This is a genomic window from Celeribacter marinus, assembly GCF_965656515.1.
Lineage (GTDB): Bacteria > Pseudomonadota > Alphaproteobacteria > Rhodobacterales > Rhodobacteraceae > Celeribacter > Celeribacter marinus_D.
The window spans coordinates 1-15,075 of sequence record NZ_CBFHKW010000031.1; the positions used below are offsets into that span (position 1 = coordinate 1).

Annotated in this window: 14 protein-coding genes; 5 read left to right on the plus strand and 9 right to left on the minus strand. The window is 55.9% G+C overall.

The genetic code is table 11. The annotated features are described in order from the left end of the window. Positions 1-141: 141 nt before the first annotated feature. Both ACTG34_RS08430 and trpS read right to left on the minus strand, forming a co-directional pair. Positions 142-597 carry a universal stress protein gene (locus ACTG34_RS08430; RefSeq protein WP_439104505.1) on the minus strand — a complete coding sequence of 152 codons (456 nt, stop codon included), beginning with the start codon at positions 595-597 and terminating at the stop codon, positions 142-144. Positions 598-722: 125 nt separating this feature from the next. Further along, positions 723-1,739, minus strand: a complete 1,017-nt coding sequence (gene trpS / locus ACTG34_RS08435) for a tryptophan--tRNA ligase (protein WP_062220317.1) — start codon at positions 1,737-1,739, stop codon at positions 723-725. Between the two features lie 190 nt (positions 1,740-1,929). On the opposite strand from trpS, the gene ACTG34_RS08440 reads away from it, so the two are divergent. After that, a complete protein-coding gene (locus ACTG34_RS08440) occupies positions 1,930-2,634 on the plus strand; it encodes a rhomboid family intramembrane serine protease (protein ID WP_439104506.1) in 705 nt (234 codons plus the stop codon). Here ACTG34_RS08440 and murJ read toward each other — a convergent pair. From murJ to ACTG34_RS08455, 3 genes are read right to left on the minus strand one after another with little or no spacing between them, the layout of a single operon-like run. After that, positions 2,631-4,169, minus strand: coding sequence for a murein biosynthesis integral membrane protein MurJ (murJ, locus tag ACTG34_RS08445; protein ID WP_439104507.1), 1,539 nt, complete (start codon positions 4,167-4,169; stop codon positions 2,631-2,633). The two genes, ACTG34_RS08440 and murJ, sit on opposite strands and share 4 nt — an antisense overlap. Next, positions 4,166-6,985: a [protein-PII] uridylyltransferase gene (locus ACTG34_RS08450; protein ID WP_439104508.1), complete on the minus strand. Its 2,820-nt coding sequence runs from the start codon at positions 6,983-6,985 to the stop codon at positions 4,166-4,168. Before ACTG34_RS08450 ends, murJ begins: the two co-directional genes overlap by 4 nt. Further along, a complete protein-coding gene (locus ACTG34_RS08455; protein ID WP_439104509.1) occupies positions 6,945-8,126 on the minus strand; it encodes a penicillin-binding protein activator in 1,182 nt (393 codons plus the stop codon). Before ACTG34_RS08455 ends, ACTG34_RS08450 begins: the two co-directional genes overlap by 41 nt. Before the next feature lie 128 nt (positions 8,127-8,254). Here ACTG34_RS08455 and rsmI point away from each other — a divergent pair, with 128 nt between their 5' ends. From rsmI to gshB, 3 genes are all read left to right on the plus strand, one after another. Next, positions 8,255-9,118, plus strand: coding sequence for a 16S rRNA (cytidine(1402)-2'-O)-methyltransferase (gene rsmI, locus ACTG34_RS08460; protein ID WP_439104510.1), 864 nt, complete (start codon positions 8,255-8,257; stop codon positions 9,116-9,118). Further along, entirely contained in the window at positions 9,119-9,520 is a 402-nt protein-coding gene (locus ACTG34_RS08465) for a YraN family protein (RefSeq protein WP_439104511.1), read from the plus strand. Positions 9,521-9,620: 100 nt separating this feature from the next. Next, positions 9,621-10,571, plus strand: coding sequence for a glutathione synthase (gene gshB / locus ACTG34_RS08470; protein WP_439104512.1), 951 nt, complete (start codon positions 9,621-9,623; stop codon positions 10,569-10,571). A 10-nt stretch (positions 10,572-10,581) separates the two neighbouring features. Here the strand turns inward: gshB and ACTG34_RS08475 are convergent, their stop codons facing one another. From ACTG34_RS08475 to cobU, 4 genes are all read right to left on the minus strand, one after another. Beyond that, on the minus strand, positions 10,582-12,096 hold the full coding sequence (locus tag ACTG34_RS08475; protein ID WP_439104513.1) for a YifB family Mg chelatase-like AAA ATPase: 1,515 nt from the start codon (positions 12,094-12,096) through the stop codon (positions 10,582-10,584). Positions 12,097-12,168: 72 nt separating this feature from the next. Continuing rightward, on the minus strand, positions 12,169-12,855 hold the full coding sequence (locus tag ACTG34_RS08480) for a glutathione S-transferase (RefSeq protein WP_439104514.1): 687 nt from the start codon (positions 12,853-12,855) through the stop codon (positions 12,169-12,171). A 75-nt stretch (positions 12,856-12,930) separates the two neighbouring features. Beyond that, on the minus strand, positions 12,931-13,506 hold the full coding sequence (locus ACTG34_RS08485; RefSeq protein ID WP_439104515.1) for a histidine phosphatase family protein: 576 nt from the start codon (positions 13,504-13,506) through the stop codon (positions 12,931-12,933). Further along, a complete protein-coding gene (gene cobU, locus ACTG34_RS08490) occupies positions 13,503-14,036 on the minus strand; it encodes a bifunctional adenosylcobinamide kinase/adenosylcobinamide-phosphate guanylyltransferase (protein ID WP_439104516.1) in 534 nt (177 codons plus the stop codon). The genes ACTG34_RS08485 and cobU overlap by 4 nt, the downstream gene beginning before the upstream one ends. 115 nt (positions 14,037-14,151) lie before the next feature. Here cobU and ACTG34_RS08495 point away from each other — a divergent pair, with 115 nt between their 5' ends. After that, positions 14,152-15,033, plus strand: a complete 882-nt coding sequence (locus ACTG34_RS08495; protein ID WP_439104517.1) for an RNA polymerase factor sigma-32 — start codon at positions 14,152-14,154, stop codon at positions 15,031-15,033. Positions 15,034-15,075: the final 42 nt, after the last annotated feature.

The window sequence follows — 15,075 nt, forward strand, 5'->3', positions numbered from 1 at the left end:
GAAACTTCAATGTGGCGGGGTTCGGCGTGGATTCGGTCTGAATGAACATGGCTGCTATTCCTTACTTGTCAGGTCGGATATGGGCCTTTGACGCGGAGAAGTCAATATTTAGAACGCTTCTAAATGGGCAGCATTGCGGGGTCAGGTGATTTCCTCAAGGCGCTCTTTTGAAATTTCGCCGGGCACCAATGTCATCGGGATAGGCAAAAATCCCGCTTGTTTGGTCATGGCTGCGATCAACGGGCCAGGACCATTTTTTTCGGTGCCTGCGCCAAGGACCAAAACGCCGATCCCAGCGTCTTCTTTGATTTGGGACAGGATTTCATGCACTGCTTCGCCTTCGCGAATAACCAGTTCGGGATCAATGCCCTGACGATCACGCATCCATTTCGCAAACACCTCAAAGTGCGCAATGATGCGGTCGCGGGTTTCCTCGCGCATGATGTCGGCCACCCCGATCCAGTGATTGAATTCCTCTGGTGGAATAATAGATAGGATCGTGACGCCCGCGCCGGTGTTTGCCGCGCGCATGGCGGCAAAGCGCATTGCGTTGAGGCATTCGCGACTGTCGTCTAGGATAACAAGAAATTTGCGCATCAGGCCCTCCGTCGAACGCATCATCGTGTAATGATGGACGAGACGGCCGTGCGGGGCAAGCTATGCGAAAAAAGAAATGCCCCCGACCCTTTGAAAAGTCAGGGGTAGTGTCATGGCCATGCGTATCAGCGGACAAAGCCCATGATATCAAAGGTCTTGTTGAGGATCGGCTCGGCGATGGCGCGTGCTTTGTCCGCCCCATGTGCCATGATGCGATCAATCTCGGCGGGATCATCCATAAAGCGGCGCATTTCACCAGAAATGGGGGCTAGTTTTTCCACCGCAAGATCCGCCAACGCAGGTTTGAATTTGCCCCATCCCTGACCGCCGTACTCAGCCAAAACGGCGTCATTCGAAATGTCAGCCAATGCAGCGTAGATATTGACGAGGTTGCGGGCTTCGGCGCGATCGGCAAGCCCGTCCATGGAGTCGGGAAGCACATCTTGGTCCGAGCGGGATTTTTTGAACTTCTTGGCAATGGTGTCGGCATCATCAAGCATGTTGACGCGTTCCATGTCACTCTCGCCCGATTTTGACATCTTTTTGGTGCCATCGCGCAGGTTCATAACGCGCATAGCTGGGCCTTCGATCACAGGGGTGGTTTCGGGGAAAAAGTCCACTTTGTAATCGTGGTTGAATTTTTTGGCGATATCACGGGTCAGTTCGACGTGCTGTTTTTGATCTTCGCCCACGGGCACATGCGTGGCGTGGTAGGCGAGAATGTCGGCGGCCATCAAGGATGGGTAGGCATACAGGCCAAGCGAGACCTGTTCGGAGTTTTTGCCCGCTTTGTCTTTGAATTGGGTCATGCGGTTCATCCATCCGACCCGCGCAACACAGTTAAAGAGCCATCCAAGTTCGGCGTGTGCGGAGACGCGCGATTGATTGAACAAAATGGATTTTGACGGATCAATGCCAGAGGCCAAATAGCCGGCCGCCACTTCGCGTGTGGCTGTGCGTAGATCGTCGGGATTTTGCCAGACGGTCACGGCATGCATGTCGACCACACAATAGATCGTTTCGAAATCGCCACCTTGCATCCCTACAAAACGCTTGATCGCGCCAAGGTAGTTGCCGAGTGTTAGACCTCCCGAAGGCTTGATCCCTGAAAAGACGCGAGGGGTAAAAGCAGCGTCAGCCATGTGTTTTCTCCGTCAAACTGGATGTAATGTCCTGTCTGGGTGTCCTAAAGCGTTTTGGAATATTGTTGAAGCCATAATAGTAAAACGGGCTTGCTTGATTGTGATGTTGGGTGCGCCTCGCCATCAAGTGGTTGTAAATTCGCCCCCGAACCGTTTTATGCGAGACACACGTAGCAAGGAACCGCGCGATATGTCCGATCATTCAGATGACCATGAGTACACACCAGAGTCTCCGTTCAACGCGCTTCCGCCAGCCGTAGTGTTATTGGCGGTTGTGATTGGTGGTATCGAATTGCTGTTTCAAATCGGGTCTTACGGGATCGTCGGAGGGCCGGACGCAATCGGGTGGCGGATCACCGCAATGGAACAATTTGCATTCTTTGATACAGTGTTCGACGCGATGCGTGACCAAAGCATTTGGCCGTTCGAGCATGTGCAGCGGTTTGTGACCTACGCCTTTGTGCACCATTCGTTTACGCACGCGGCGATGGTGGTGGTGTTTATTCTCGCACTCGGCAAAATGGTTGGTGAGACATTCGGCAACATCGCCGTGCTTGTTGTCTTTTTTGTCTCTGTGGTGGCGGGGGCGCTTGCCTACGGGTTGTTTTTGGACACATCGACGCCGCTTGTGGGAGCGTATTCGGGGGCTTACGGCCTCATCGGATCATATACGCTCATGCTCTGGATCGGCCTTGGCGCGATGAAGCAAAACCAGATGCGTGCCTTTACGCTCATCGGATTTTTGCTCGCAATCCAGCTCATATTTGGATTGTTGTTTGGGGCAACACCCGACTGGCTGGCAGATATTGCGGGCTTTGTTATGGGCTTTGGGGTCTCGATCCTGCTTGTCCCTGGTGCACCGCACCGCATTTTGGCGCGTATCCGCAAACGCTAGCCGCGTTTTACCGCCGCTTTGAGGTCGGACAGTTTCATTGCGCCGATGGCGTATGCGGCTACGAAATAGACGGCAATGCCACTTGCCACCATGATGAATACAGCCAATCCGCGCGACAGGTCATAGACAGGGGCGAGCAGGATGTTCACGCCATATACGTACGCGCCCATTATGGCCGAGGCGACGAAAATGCGCGGTGCGCGGGTGCGCAGACGCGCGTCTATTTTGACGTCATCGCCCATGGTTTTTGTCCCACGCCACAACAACCAGACCATTGTCCACGCGGCGAGGGTGGTGGCCACAGCGGCGGCGAGATAGCCGATTGCAAACGACAGACCGATCGCGACAACGGCATTGATGACCATGGCCCACAGGGCAAATCGAAACGGCGTTCTGGTGTCTTCGCGCGCGAAATAAAGCGGCTGTAGGACTTTTTGCATTACGAACGCGGGAAGGCCAACGCCGTATGTAGCCACGGCCATGGCGGTTTTTTGCGCGTCCTCGGGCGTAAAGCGGCCACGTTGGAATAAGAATGAAATTAGCGGCTCTGGTACGATCATCAAGGCAACGGCGGACGGGACCGTCAGTAAAAGCGCGAATTCCATCGCACGGTTCGAGGCATCACGTGCGCCCGCACCGTCACCCGCATGAAGACGACGCGACAGATCCGGTAAGAGAACAACCCCAATAGCAATGGCTACGACACCGAGCGGAAGTTGGTAGAGGCGATCAGCGAGATTGAGATATTGCAGCGCGCCCGCCTCGCCAAAGGACGCAACTTGGCGTCCGATCAAGAGGTTGATTTGAACAACGCCCCCCGCAAGGGCGGCAGGACCAGCAAGGATCAATAGGGTTTTGAGTTCGGGCGTCATACGCGGCAAGCGGGGGCGGAGATTGAACCCGATTTTAGCGGCAGCGCGCCAAACGATGACGAGTTGTGCAATGCCTGCAAGAGGCACCGACCAGATCAACGCTTTGGCGACATCCCACCCCATCCACGCCGCACCGACCATGGCGCCAGACAGGATGATGTTGAGCATGACCGGGGCGGCGGCGGCAGCAGCAAATTTGCCTGACGCATTGAGAATGCCCGCAAAGAGGGCAGATAGCGCAATAAAGAAGATGTAGGGAAAGGCGACCCGACCAAAATCAACGGCCAAATCAAAACGTGCGTCCCCAATAAACCCCGCCGCCATTGCGGAGACTAAAAATGGCATGGCGAGTGTCGCCACCAGCGTCAGGGCGATGAGCATGGAGGCGAGAACGGACAGTGTGTCCTCGGCGAACTCTTTTGCTTCGGCCTGTGCGTCGAGCTTTTTGGAGAACAGCGGGACAAAGGCAACATTGAGTGTGCCCTCTGCAAAGAACCGGCGAAACATGTTGGGGAGCGAGAAGGCGACAACGAAGGCTTCGGCTGCGGGGCCAGCGCCCAAAAATGCGGCAATCAGCGCGTCACGAACGAACCCCATAATGCGGCTCATGAGGGTCCATCCCCCAACCGTGACAAAGCCCTTGATCAGGCGGATCGGCTTCATGAATTTTTAGCCCTTTGTGCGCCCTGCGTGATTGCATCTCGTAGCTTTTTCTCAAGCGAGGCTTGTTTGCTTTCGGCGTGAAGTTTCATTCCGAACATGTCCTTGACGTAAAAGCTATCGACCACTTGTTCGCCATAGGTCGCGATTTGAGCAGTGGCAATCGAGATATGATTGTCGGCAAGAGCGCGGGTGAGATCGTACAAGAGGCCCGCACGGTCACGGGTGTCGACCTCTATGATGGTGAAGATTTCGGAGCCATCATTGTCAAAACTGATGGAGGTTGGCACGCGAAACGCGCTTTCGCGCTTTTTGATTTTGTCGCGCGGGATGAGTGCATCTCGCGCCACCACCTCACCACGTAGGGTTTTTTGAATCATCTGGCGCAGGCGCGGCAAACGGCTTTGCTCAAACGGGTGGCCGTCATTGTCCTGAATCCAGAATGCGGCCGTCGCGTAGCCATCGCGCGTGGTATAAGTCCGTGCGTCCACGACATTTGCGCCCACAAGGGCCAAGGCCCCGGCCAGACGTGAGAAAATACCAGGGTGATCGGCCAACGCGAAACACGTGCGGGTCGCATCGCGGTCCTCGTCGGGTGTGATATCGATACTGATCTGATCGTCTTTGATCTCTTTGAGCAGTGTGGCAAAAATCATATGTGCGGACGTGGGCAACCCTTGCCAATAGGGGCCATAATGGCGCTGGACCTCTGCGCGCAGGTCGGCTTGTGGCCAATCGGACAATGCGGCGCGCAGGGACTTTTTCGCCTCGCCTTCGCGGGCCTCACGGTTTACGGCCTCAAGTCCGTGTTCAAGTGCATGTGCGGTCTGAGCGTGCAAATTGCGGAGCAAAACCGCTTTCCAGTTGTTCCAAACGCCGGGACCAACACCGCGGATGTCGCATACTGTCAATACAGTGAGCAGATCAAGACGTTCGCGCGTTTTCACCGCTTTGGCAAAGTCGCGCACGGTGCGTGGGTCGGACAAGTCACGCTTTTGCGCCACGTCCGACATCAACAGGTGATACCGGATCAGCCACTCCACGGTTTCGCATTCCGCAGGTTTTAGGCCCAGTCGTGGCGCGACCTTGCGCGAGATTTGCGCGCCCAAAATTGAATGGTCTTCTTTGCGACCCTTACCGATATCGTGCAACAGCAAGGCGACATAAAGAACCCGACGATTTACACCACGTTTTAGAATGCCCGAAGCAACTGGAAGCTCCTCGACAAGTTCCTCGCGCTCGATTTGTGCGAGGTTGGAAATCACTTGGATGGTGTGCTCGTCGACGGTGTAGCTGTGATACATATTGAACTGCATCATCGCCACGATCACTTGGAATTCGGGAATGAACGCACCCAAAACACCAAGCTCGTTCATGCGCCGCAGGGCGCGTTCCGGATTGCCGTTTTTGAGCATTAAATCCATGAAAATCCGTTGCGCCTCGGGGTTGTCGCGCATCGCGGAGTCGATTTTGTCAAGATTGGCGGAAATACACCGCATCGCATCGGGGTGGATCAGATGGCCTGTGCGCAGCGCCTCTTCGAACAAGCGCAAGATATTGACGGTATTGCCAAGAAAGTCGGCCTCATTGGCAAAGTTGAGCCGTCCGCGTTCGACATAAAACCCGTGTCCGACCTTTCGTTTTCGTTTGAAAAAACGTTGCAACGCCGGCTCTTGTTTGACGTGTGAGTCCTCAAGTGTTGTGAGGAAGATGCGGGTCAATTCCCCAACGCGTGTGGCGTGACGAAAATAGGCCTGCATGAAGTGTTCGACCGCGCGCCGCCCCGTGTGGTCAATAAAGCCCAAAAACTCGGCGACCTCGACCTGAAGGTCAAAGGTGAGCTGATCCATTGGTCGATTTGCGATCAGATGCATCACGTTGCGCGTGGCGTGCAAAAACGTTTCCGCCTCTTCGAACTGACGGTATTCGTCGGCTGTGAAAACGCCAGCATTGACCAGATCAGCGGTGCGGCGCACGCCGTGGACGTATTTTGCGATCCAAAAGAGCGATTGTAGATCCCGAAGTCCACCTTTGCCCTCTTTGACATTTGGTTCGACAACATAGCGTTGTCCACCTTGTTTGCGGTGGCGCTCGGAGCGTTCTTCGAGCTTGGCCTCAATGAATTCGCGGGCTGTGCCCTTGAATAGATCATCGCGCAATCTGGTGTGTAACTCATCCGCCAGATCAACATTTCCTGCGAGTTGGCGGATTTCGAGCATGGACGTGCGGATCGTGAAATCTTCACGTCCCAAGCGGATACAATCCTTGATCGTGCGGGTGGCATGGCCAACTTTTAGGTGCATGTCCCAGAACATGTAGAGCATGCTTTCGACCACACTCTCGATCCAGCCGTTGATTTTGTGCGGCGCAAGAAACAGCAAATCGACATCGGAGTGCGGCGACATTTCCCCGCGTCCGTATCCACCCACTGCCAATACGGCAATCCGTTCGCCTTCGGTTGGGGTCGGGTTCGGATGCAGCTTGGTCATCGCCGTAAACAACACGGATGTGACAAGACAATCTGTCAGCCATGCATAGGACGTGAGCGCGGGGCGTGCATTGCTTGGCGCTTGTTTGATCGCCGCTTCAATGACCGCGCGCCCATTGGTGTTGGCCTCGTTCAAAACGGCAACGGTGGCCGCACGTATAGATGCCGCATCCGACGCGTCTTTCCACGCATCGGTGAGGGCGGCACTCACGGCTTCGACATCAAATATAGCCTCAGGAGCGCAAATTGTGCTTCTCGGAGGTGTCGGAACGAATGAAGAGAGTGTCGGCTTAGAGGCCGGACCCCCCGAAGGCTCTTGGTGCAGGATCAATCTCAACTACCTGATTGTTTTGAATGGTGGCGATGGACAAGCCGCGCTCGTTGGTGCCGTTGGGCAAGAGGCGGAACACGCCGTTGACGCCCGCAAAGCCCGAGGACCGTGTGAGAGCTTGCGTGGTGAGTGCGTTGGCGTCACCCGATTTTACGAGGGCTCCGATTGCGGCGATGCCGTCATAGGCCAACCCTGCCAAGGCGTGGGGTTGTTGCCCGTAAGCAGCAGAATAGCGGCCCGCAAACGTTTGCGTCAATGTGGCGTCCGGGATCGCAAACCAGCTATTTTGCAACCCAGGCAAGGTCATGGCCGTGGGTGGGATGTTCCACCGCTGAAGCCCGATATATTGTGTGCTCGGGCTTGTGATCCCGTTTTCAGGAAGCATTTGTGCCAATAGCGGCATTGCGCCGTCGTTCCCTGAAGTGAAGAAAATCGCATCTGCGCCCGCCGAGCGAGAGCTTGAAGCAATTTCAGGAATGGCTTGTGTTACGCCCGTTTGGCTCATCTCAAATGTGGTCTGTCCAGACAGTGTAGCGCCGTTGCTACCAATCGCTGCAACAATAGCTGCGGCACCTGCGGTTTCTGCGGGATTTTCGCCATTCACAACGAGAATGTTTTTCTTGCTGTTTTTGACTGCGTAGCGGACCAGACGGTTGGCCGTATTCGCAAAGGTTGGCCCGAGGATGAACACGTTGCCCCCCGCGACATCGGGGTTATTCGAGAATGAGAGGACATTTACACCGGCGTTTGCGGCGGGGATGCCTGCGAGTTTGGCGGAGCCGCCATATACGGGGCCAAGAATGATTTTCGCGCCACTCGCAACGGCTTGGCTTGCAGCGGCTGATGCGCGCTCAGCAGAGCCGCCTGTTGGGTAGACTTTGAGGTCGATGGTGACGCCTTGAAGGTCCGCCATGGCCAAACGGGCCGCGTTTTCAATCGACTGGGCCAGTGCAACATCGGAACTTTGGGCCGAATCGTAAGGCACCAACAGCGCTACGGGGACGGGTTTGGATGTATCGATTTTCGGGCCATTGCTGCCGGATGACGGAACTGGCACATCACATGACGCAATTGCGACAACGGATAAGGCCGCTACAAATTTAATGAGGGAAGGTCGAGAGGGGAAAAGACGAGTAAACATTGGCGAAATCACTCCTGACAGTAACGTCATCGACGAGGGGTGTGTAAAACTGAATTTTGACTTAGGGTCGGGTAGCAGACTAAGGCACTCAAGCCAATGAGTAAACGCCACATAACGGGACCCTCCGCGTGACATATCAAATCAAGCCACTAACCGCCGGCCTCTATTTTGTCGCCACACCAATCGGCAATGCCCGTGATATCACGTTGCGCGCACTTGACGTGTTGGCCTCTGCGGACGTTCTTGCCGCCGAGGACACCCGCACGCTGCGCAAGTTGATGGAGATACACGGTGTCCCACTTGGGGATCGCCACATCATTGCATACCACGATCACAACGGCGCAAAGGCGCGTCCGCGGTTGTTGGGCCTGATGGCTGCGGGAAAGTCAGTGGCTTATGCGTCCGAGGCGGGCACGCCGTTGGTTGCGGACCCGGGTTTTGTATTGTCGCGGGAAGCCTTGGCGGCGGGTCATCTGGTGACATCTGCACCGGGGCCATCGGCGATGATTGCGGCTCTTACTATTGCGGGTCTGCCGTCAGACCGATTTTTGTTTGCGGGGTTCCCGCCAGCGTCAAAAGGTGCACGGCGCACGTTCTTTACCGAGTGGGGTGGGGTTCAAGCGACACTTGGCTTTTATGAAAGTCCCAAGCGGATTCACCGAACATTAAGTGAACTGTGCGATTTATACGGCCCAACGCGGGTCGTGGCGGTGTGTCGTGAAATCACCAAGCGATTTGAAGAGGTCATTTCCGGCCCCGTCAGTGAGGTGCTTGCCTCCATCGAGGCGCGAACTTTGAAGGGCGAGATTGTGCTTTTGGTGGATCGGCCTGCGCAGTTGACGGCCGAGGATATTGATCTTGATGCCGAAATTGACCGTGCGCTTGAAACCTTGTCGCTCAAGGATGCTGCCGCGCATATTGCGGCCGAGTTCGGTTTGAAAAAGCGCGAAGTGTACCAACGTGCATTGGAGCGTAGCAAAGAGGACGAGTGAGTGACGCCGCAAAAAGATGCGCCTTTAACCCAGCCGCAAGAGGCACGCGCATTGCGCGGACAACGCGCCTATCTGTCGGGTCTTAGCGCAGAGGGATGTGTGAGCGATCATTATTTGGCACTTGGCTATGAGCGGATTGCAGAGCGTTGGCGCGGTGCAGCGGGCGAGATTGATTTGATCTTTTGGAAAGATGACGTGTTCGTGTTTGTCGAGGTGAAAGCCTCAAAGCGGTTGGCCGATGCGGCCGAACATTTACGCCCCTCTCAGATTCAGCGGATCATGCGCTCTGCCGAGGATTACATCGGACGACAGCCAAAGGGTCTGTTGTCGGACATGCGAATTGATGTGGCGCTTGTGGATGGAGCTGGTGCAATTGAGGTGATTGAAAACGCGCTTATGTGACAATCTGCGGGCGGTTGTGCGTTTGCGCATGGACCTTTCTCATTGAAAGCACGCGGGTGGTGGTCCATCTATTGGTAAAGCCAACTGGAGTATTTTCATCGTGACCAACGCCTCACTCAAAGTCGCCATTCAGATGGACCCAATCGGTCCCATCGATATCAACGCGGATAGCACCTTTCGCATTATGATCGAGGCGCAAGAGCGCGGACATACGCTATTTTATTACACGCCTGATAAGCTCGCCTTTCAAGAAGGGCGTGTGACCGCACGCGGTTGGCCCGTTGAGGTGCGCCGCGAGGTGGGCAATCACTATACGCTGGGCGAGGAACAAGAGGTCGATCTTTCGACATATGATGTGGTGTGGCTACGCCAAGATCCGCCGTTTGATATGGGCTACATCACCTCCACGCATCTTCTCGACATGATCCGTGACACCACTTTGGTTGTGAATGACCCGTTTTGGGTGCGCAACTATCCAGAGAAGTTATTGGTGTTGCAGTTTCCAGATTTGACCCCGCCCACGACGATTGCGCGCGATCTCACCACCATCCGCGCGTTTAAGGAAAAGCACGGCGATATCATTTTGAAACCCCTTTACGGCAATGGCGGGGCGGGTGTGTTTCGTCTTGATCCCAATGACCGCAACCTGTCGTCGCTGCATGAGTTGTTCACGGGCATGTCGCGCGAGCCAATGATTGTGCAAAAATTCCTTCCCGATGTCTCCAATGGCGACAAGCGCGTGATTTTGGTTGACGGTGAACCCGTAGGGGCCATCAACCGCGTGCCGCAAAAGGGCGAAACCCGTTCGAACATGCATGTTGGCGGGCGTCCCGAAAAGATCGGTTTGAGCGCGCGAGACTTAGAGATCTGTGCCAAGATCGGCCCTTTGTTAAAAGAAAAGGGTCAGGTCTTTGTCGGCATCGACGTGATTGGGAATTACCTCACCGAGATTAATGTGACCTCTCCAACAGGCATTCAGGAATTGGAGCGCTTTGACGGTACCAATACTGCAGCACTGATTTGGGAAGCGATCGAGGCCAAGCGCGCGTAACTTGCGTGCGCTATGCGCGTTCGCGCGAGGCAACCACGCGGTAGCTTAATGCCTCCGCGAGATGAAGGCGATTGATCTGATCCGCGCCTGCGAGATCGGCGATTGTGCGCGCGACACGTAAAACACGGTGATACCCGCGCGCCGACAGACCCAGTTTGTCGGCGGCGAGGGACAAAAGCGCCCGCCCTTCGGCATCTGGTGTCGCAACCTCCTCTAATGTGCGCCCCTCGACATGGGCATTGGTGCGGATGTTGGTGCCCTCATAGCGCGCGGCCTGAATGGCGCGTGCGCGGGCTACGCGTCTGGCGATTACGGATGATGGTTCTCCACACGGCGCGCGCTCAAGGTCAGCCAATTCAACGGGCGGCACTTCGAGGCGCAAATCAAAACGGTCCATCAGCGGTCCAGAAATACGGCCTAAATAGTCCTCTCCGCAAATGGGCACTTTGGAACAGGCCCGCGCGGGATCTGGTAAGTAGCCGCATTTGCAGGGATTGGCGGCGGCAATAAGCATGAAGCGGGCCGGATAGCGCGTGTGCGCGTTGGCGCGCGCGATCATCACTTCTCCCGCCTCAATGGGTTGGCGTAGACTGTCGAGCACGGCGCGCGGAAACTCTGGCAATTCATCCAAGAACAACACGCCGTTGTGAGCGAGCGATATTTCCCCCGGTTTTGCACCCCGTCCACCGCCGACGATCGCGGCACGTGATGCCGTATGATGTGGTTCGCGGAAAGGGCGCGCGCGGCTAATTCCACCCGAATCCAACAGCCCCGCCAGAGAATGAACCACCGATGTCTCGAGCGCTTCTTGGGCGGACAGCTCGGGCAAAATGGTGGGCAAACGGGCGGCAAGCATCGACTTTCCCGACCCTGGCGTTCCAACAAGAAACATGTGGTGGTGCCCTGCCGCAGCAATTTCGATTGCGCGCTTTGCCTTTTCTTGTCCTTTCACATCCATCATGTCGCGGGTGTGATTGGGGAGGTGCACTTCTCCCGGTTCTGAGGGGGTGAGCGGCGCATCTCCCGTTGCGTGGCGAATGAGTTTGGCCAACGTGCGAGGCGCAAATACAGGCGTGACCCCGACCCATGCCGCCTCTGGCCCGCAGGTTTCAGGACAGATCAAATCGCATCCGAGTGCACCAGCGGCAAGTGCAGAGGGCAATGCGCCCGCCACCCCCACCAATGTACCGTCGAGAGACAACTCCCCAATTGCGAGCATCTTTTCGGCGGCATCCTCCGGGATCAATCCGGTTGCTGCCAAAAGCGCAATTGCGATGGGTAAATCGAAATGAGATCCCGCTTTGGGCAGATCAGCGGGCGAGAGATTGATCGTGATTTTCTTGGACGGTAGCGCGATTTGCATAGAGGCCAACGCGGCGCGCACCCGTTCGCGGGCTTCCGAGACGGCCTTGTCCGGCAAGCCGACAATGGTGAAGCTCGGCAACCCCGCGCTGACGGCGCATTGCACATCTACAGGGCGGGCGTCTACGCCCTCGAATGCGACCGTCCACGTGCGTGCGACCATGTTAACTCTCTCACTAATACCTGTATCACGCCTAGCGATGCAGGGTTAGAAAGTGGTTAACGAGACATGAGTTTAGTCCGCAACAGGCCATGGTTGCGTCGGCAAACCCAAATCGTAGGGCATCGGGGTGTATGTTGTTTTCAATCCCTCGCGCCGCCATTTTCGAAACGCAGTGTCATTGAGATGGGTCATCGCATAGGCGCGCAAGCGATCAGATACTGGTAGGTCATAGCCGATAATGCGCGCGGCCACTGGCGCGTAAAAGGCATCTGCAGCCGTATAGTCGCCAAAAAGCCAAGGCCCGTCTGCGCCAAACCGGCCCATCGCGCGGCCAAGAAGATCGTCAATCCGCGCAAGATCCGCTTTCACGGCATCGCTAGGGCTGAACCCTTTCATCACATAGATAAGTTGCATCCCGCAGTCGGTTCGCAAAGCGCCAAATCCGGCGTGCATTTCACCCGCAAGCCAGCGCGCATAGCTACGCGCTTCGCCGTCTTTGGGCCAAATGCCTGCGTCTGGGTGGCGCTCTGCGAGGGTTTCGGCAATTGCAGAGGTTTCGCCAACAACCCAGCCTTCAGGTGTGCGCAGTGTTGGAACGAGACGCGCCGGCGCAAGGCTCGCCATGTCTTTGGTCATGGTCCCCGAATACAGCCCGAGCATGTGTTCGGTGTAGGGAATGTCGAATTTCTCAAGAAGCAGCCAGCCGCGCAAACTCCAGCTTGAAAACGATTTGTCGCCAATAAAAAGGTCGTAAGACATGTAAAACTCCTGTGCGTGGTCCGGCTAGGTTACGAGGAATCTATTGATCGCGAAAACGAATAATCAGCATGTGTTTCATTCTGGAAAGTGATTGATGTGCGTTGCGTCCCAGTGGCCCTGTGCCCAGTCGCCCCTGCGGTGGATGACGGTCAAAGACAGGGGTGATATCTCGTGGCCGAGTGCTATGTAGGGCGAGCAATTCAGAGCCTTTTGCAACAACGTCAGGATCACACCCATGTGCGCGACGACGATCACATCGCCTGAATGCGCCTCAACGGCGGCAGCTACGCGCGCGGCCAGTGTGTTCCAGCTTTCGCCATCCGGCGGGGCCGTGTCACCGGGTGTCTCGAACACCTGACGCGCGAGGGCGCTATCGCGGGCCTCGACTTCTGCCCAAGTGAGATCTTCCCACGCGCCAAAATAGTTTTCGCGCAAACGTGGATCGTGGGGAAGGCGCGGGCGCCCCTTTTGTAGAACGTCAGCAGTCCTTACGGCTCTGGACAGGTCTGATGAAATTATGGGAGCATCGGGCAAAGCCGCCTCCAAGCGGGCAATTTTATCCGTTTCTGATAGGTCAGCGGGGACATCTGTCCATCCGACAAAGCGTTTGGCATGTGTTGGCCCATGACGCACGAGATAAAGACGGCTCATGACAATGCCTCGGGTCGCGTCCCCTTGAGCATGAACGGCAGACCCGCCATGACGCCCACAACCGTGCCTGCGACCTCGGCGATCTGACGGTTGAGTGTGCCTTGCGCGATCCGGAACCGGCGCGACAGCGCGTTATCAGGCACGATACCTTGGCCGACTTCGTTCGTGACAATCACAATTTGCGCGGGGGTCTGACGCAAGGCGTCGAGCAATACCTCCGTTTCCGCCTCTAGATCATGATCCGCCAAAAGATGGTTGGTGAGCCAGAGGGTTGCGCAATCAAACAGGACGATTTGCCCTGCAGTCGCAGCGGCTACAACTCGCGCGGCGTCAAATGGCTCTTCGATTGTTTGCCAGTTTTCACCACGTTGTGTGCGGTGGCGATCAACCTTTGTGCGCATCTCATCATCGAAGGTCTGTGCCGAGGCCAGGTAGATACGGTCCAAGCCGCTGTGAAAGCATATCTTTTCCGCAATGTTAGATTTTCCTGAGGAGGCTCCGCCGATCACCAGAGTGATAGTTTTGGGCATTGTCATAAAACTTTCTGTCATCCGGATACGTTGTTGCTTCGTAACATTCGTATCTAGGGCCCGCAATGAGGCCCTCAAGAGCTTCAGGGCGTTCAAAATCAGGGAGTTTGTTTCCATGGCACTCGATGCGACTGCACAAGACCAACGTTTTTCCCGCCGCGCGATGAAGGCAGAAATGCTGGACGCCGACACGGAACGCGACCTTGCGATTGCATGGCGCGATCACCGTGACGAGGCGGCCTTGCACCGACTGATCAGCGCCTACATGCGTCTTGCGATCTCGCAAGCCTCAAAATTCAAACGCTACGGCGCGCCGATGAATGATCTTATTCAAGAAGCGGGTCTTGGTCTGATGAAGGCCGCGGACAAATTCGACCCCGATCGCGGCGTGCGATTTTCTACATACGCGGTGTGGTGGATCAAAGCGTCTGTTCAAGACTATGTGATGCGCAATTGGAGCCTTGTTCGGACTGGTTCGACCTCCTCGCAAAAGTCTCTGTTCTTTAACATGCGCCGCGTTCAGGCACGGTTTGAGCGCGAGGCATCCGCACATGGTGAAACGCTCGATCGTGCTCAGTTGCATCAAAAAATTGCGATGGATTTGGGTGTTCCATTGCGAGATGTTGAAATGATGAACGGGCGCTTGTCAGGTTCGGATTTCTCGCTCAATGCACAGCAATCGGGCGAGGACGAGGGGCGTGAGTGGATCGACACGCTTGCTGATGACGGTGAAACAACTGCCGAAATGGTGGGTGAGGCGCATGATCAACAACAGCTCAAAGGGTGGATCACCGATGCGATGGACAGCCTGACAGAACGGGAGCGGCTTATTCTGCGCGAGCGCAAATTGGCGGATGAGCCACGGACCCTGGAAAGTCTGGGAGACGAGTTGTCGCTGTCCAAAGAGCGGGTTCGACAGCTTGAGGTTGCGGCCTTTGGAAAGATGCGCAAATCGCTTGAGCAGCACGGCGAGGCGCTTGAATCCTTTTTGCACTGAGCAAAGTGATGTGGCAGTGTTCGCGCCGCGTTCTTGTTTTTA

Excerpts from the sequence above, each read along its gene's own strand:
- ACTG34_RS08495 (WP_439104517.1), top strand. The coding sequence starts at position 14,152 with ATGGCACTCGATGCGACTGCACAAGACCAACGTTTTTCCCGCCGCGCG.
- ACTG34_RS08480 (WP_439104514.1), bottom strand. The coding sequence starts at position 12,855 with ATGTCTTACGACCTTTTTATTGGCGACAAATCGTTTTCAAGCTGGAGT.
- ACTG34_RS08430 (WP_439104505.1), bottom strand. The coding sequence starts at position 597 with ATGCGCAAATTTCTTGTTATCCTAGACGACAGTCGCGAATGCCTCAAC.
- ACTG34_RS08485 (WP_439104515.1), bottom strand. The coding sequence starts at position 13,506 with ATGAGCCGTCTTTATCTCGTGCGTCATGGGCCAACACATGCCAAACGC.
- ACTG34_RS08475 (WP_439104513.1), bottom strand. The coding sequence starts at position 12,096 with ATGGTCGCACGCACGTGGACGGTCGCATTCGAGGGCGTAGACGCCCGC.
- ACTG34_RS08440 (WP_439104506.1), top strand. The coding sequence starts at position 1,930 with ATGTCCGATCATTCAGATGACCATGAGTACACACCAGAGTCTCCGTTC.
- ACTG34_RS08455 (WP_439104509.1), bottom strand. The coding sequence starts at position 8,126 with ATGTTTACTCGTCTTTTCCCCTCTCGACCTTCCCTCATTAAATTTGTA.
- trpS (WP_062220317.1), bottom strand. The coding sequence starts at position 1,739 with ATGGCTGACGCTGCTTTTACCCCTCGCGTCTTTTCAGGGATCAAGCCT.
- murJ (WP_439104507.1), bottom strand. The coding sequence starts at position 4,169 with ATGAAGCCGATCCGCCTGATCAAGGGCTTTGTCACGGTTGGGGGATGG.
- cobU (WP_439104516.1), bottom strand. The coding sequence starts at position 14,036 with ATGCCCAAAACTATCACTCTGGTGATCGGCGGAGCCTCCTCAGGAAAA.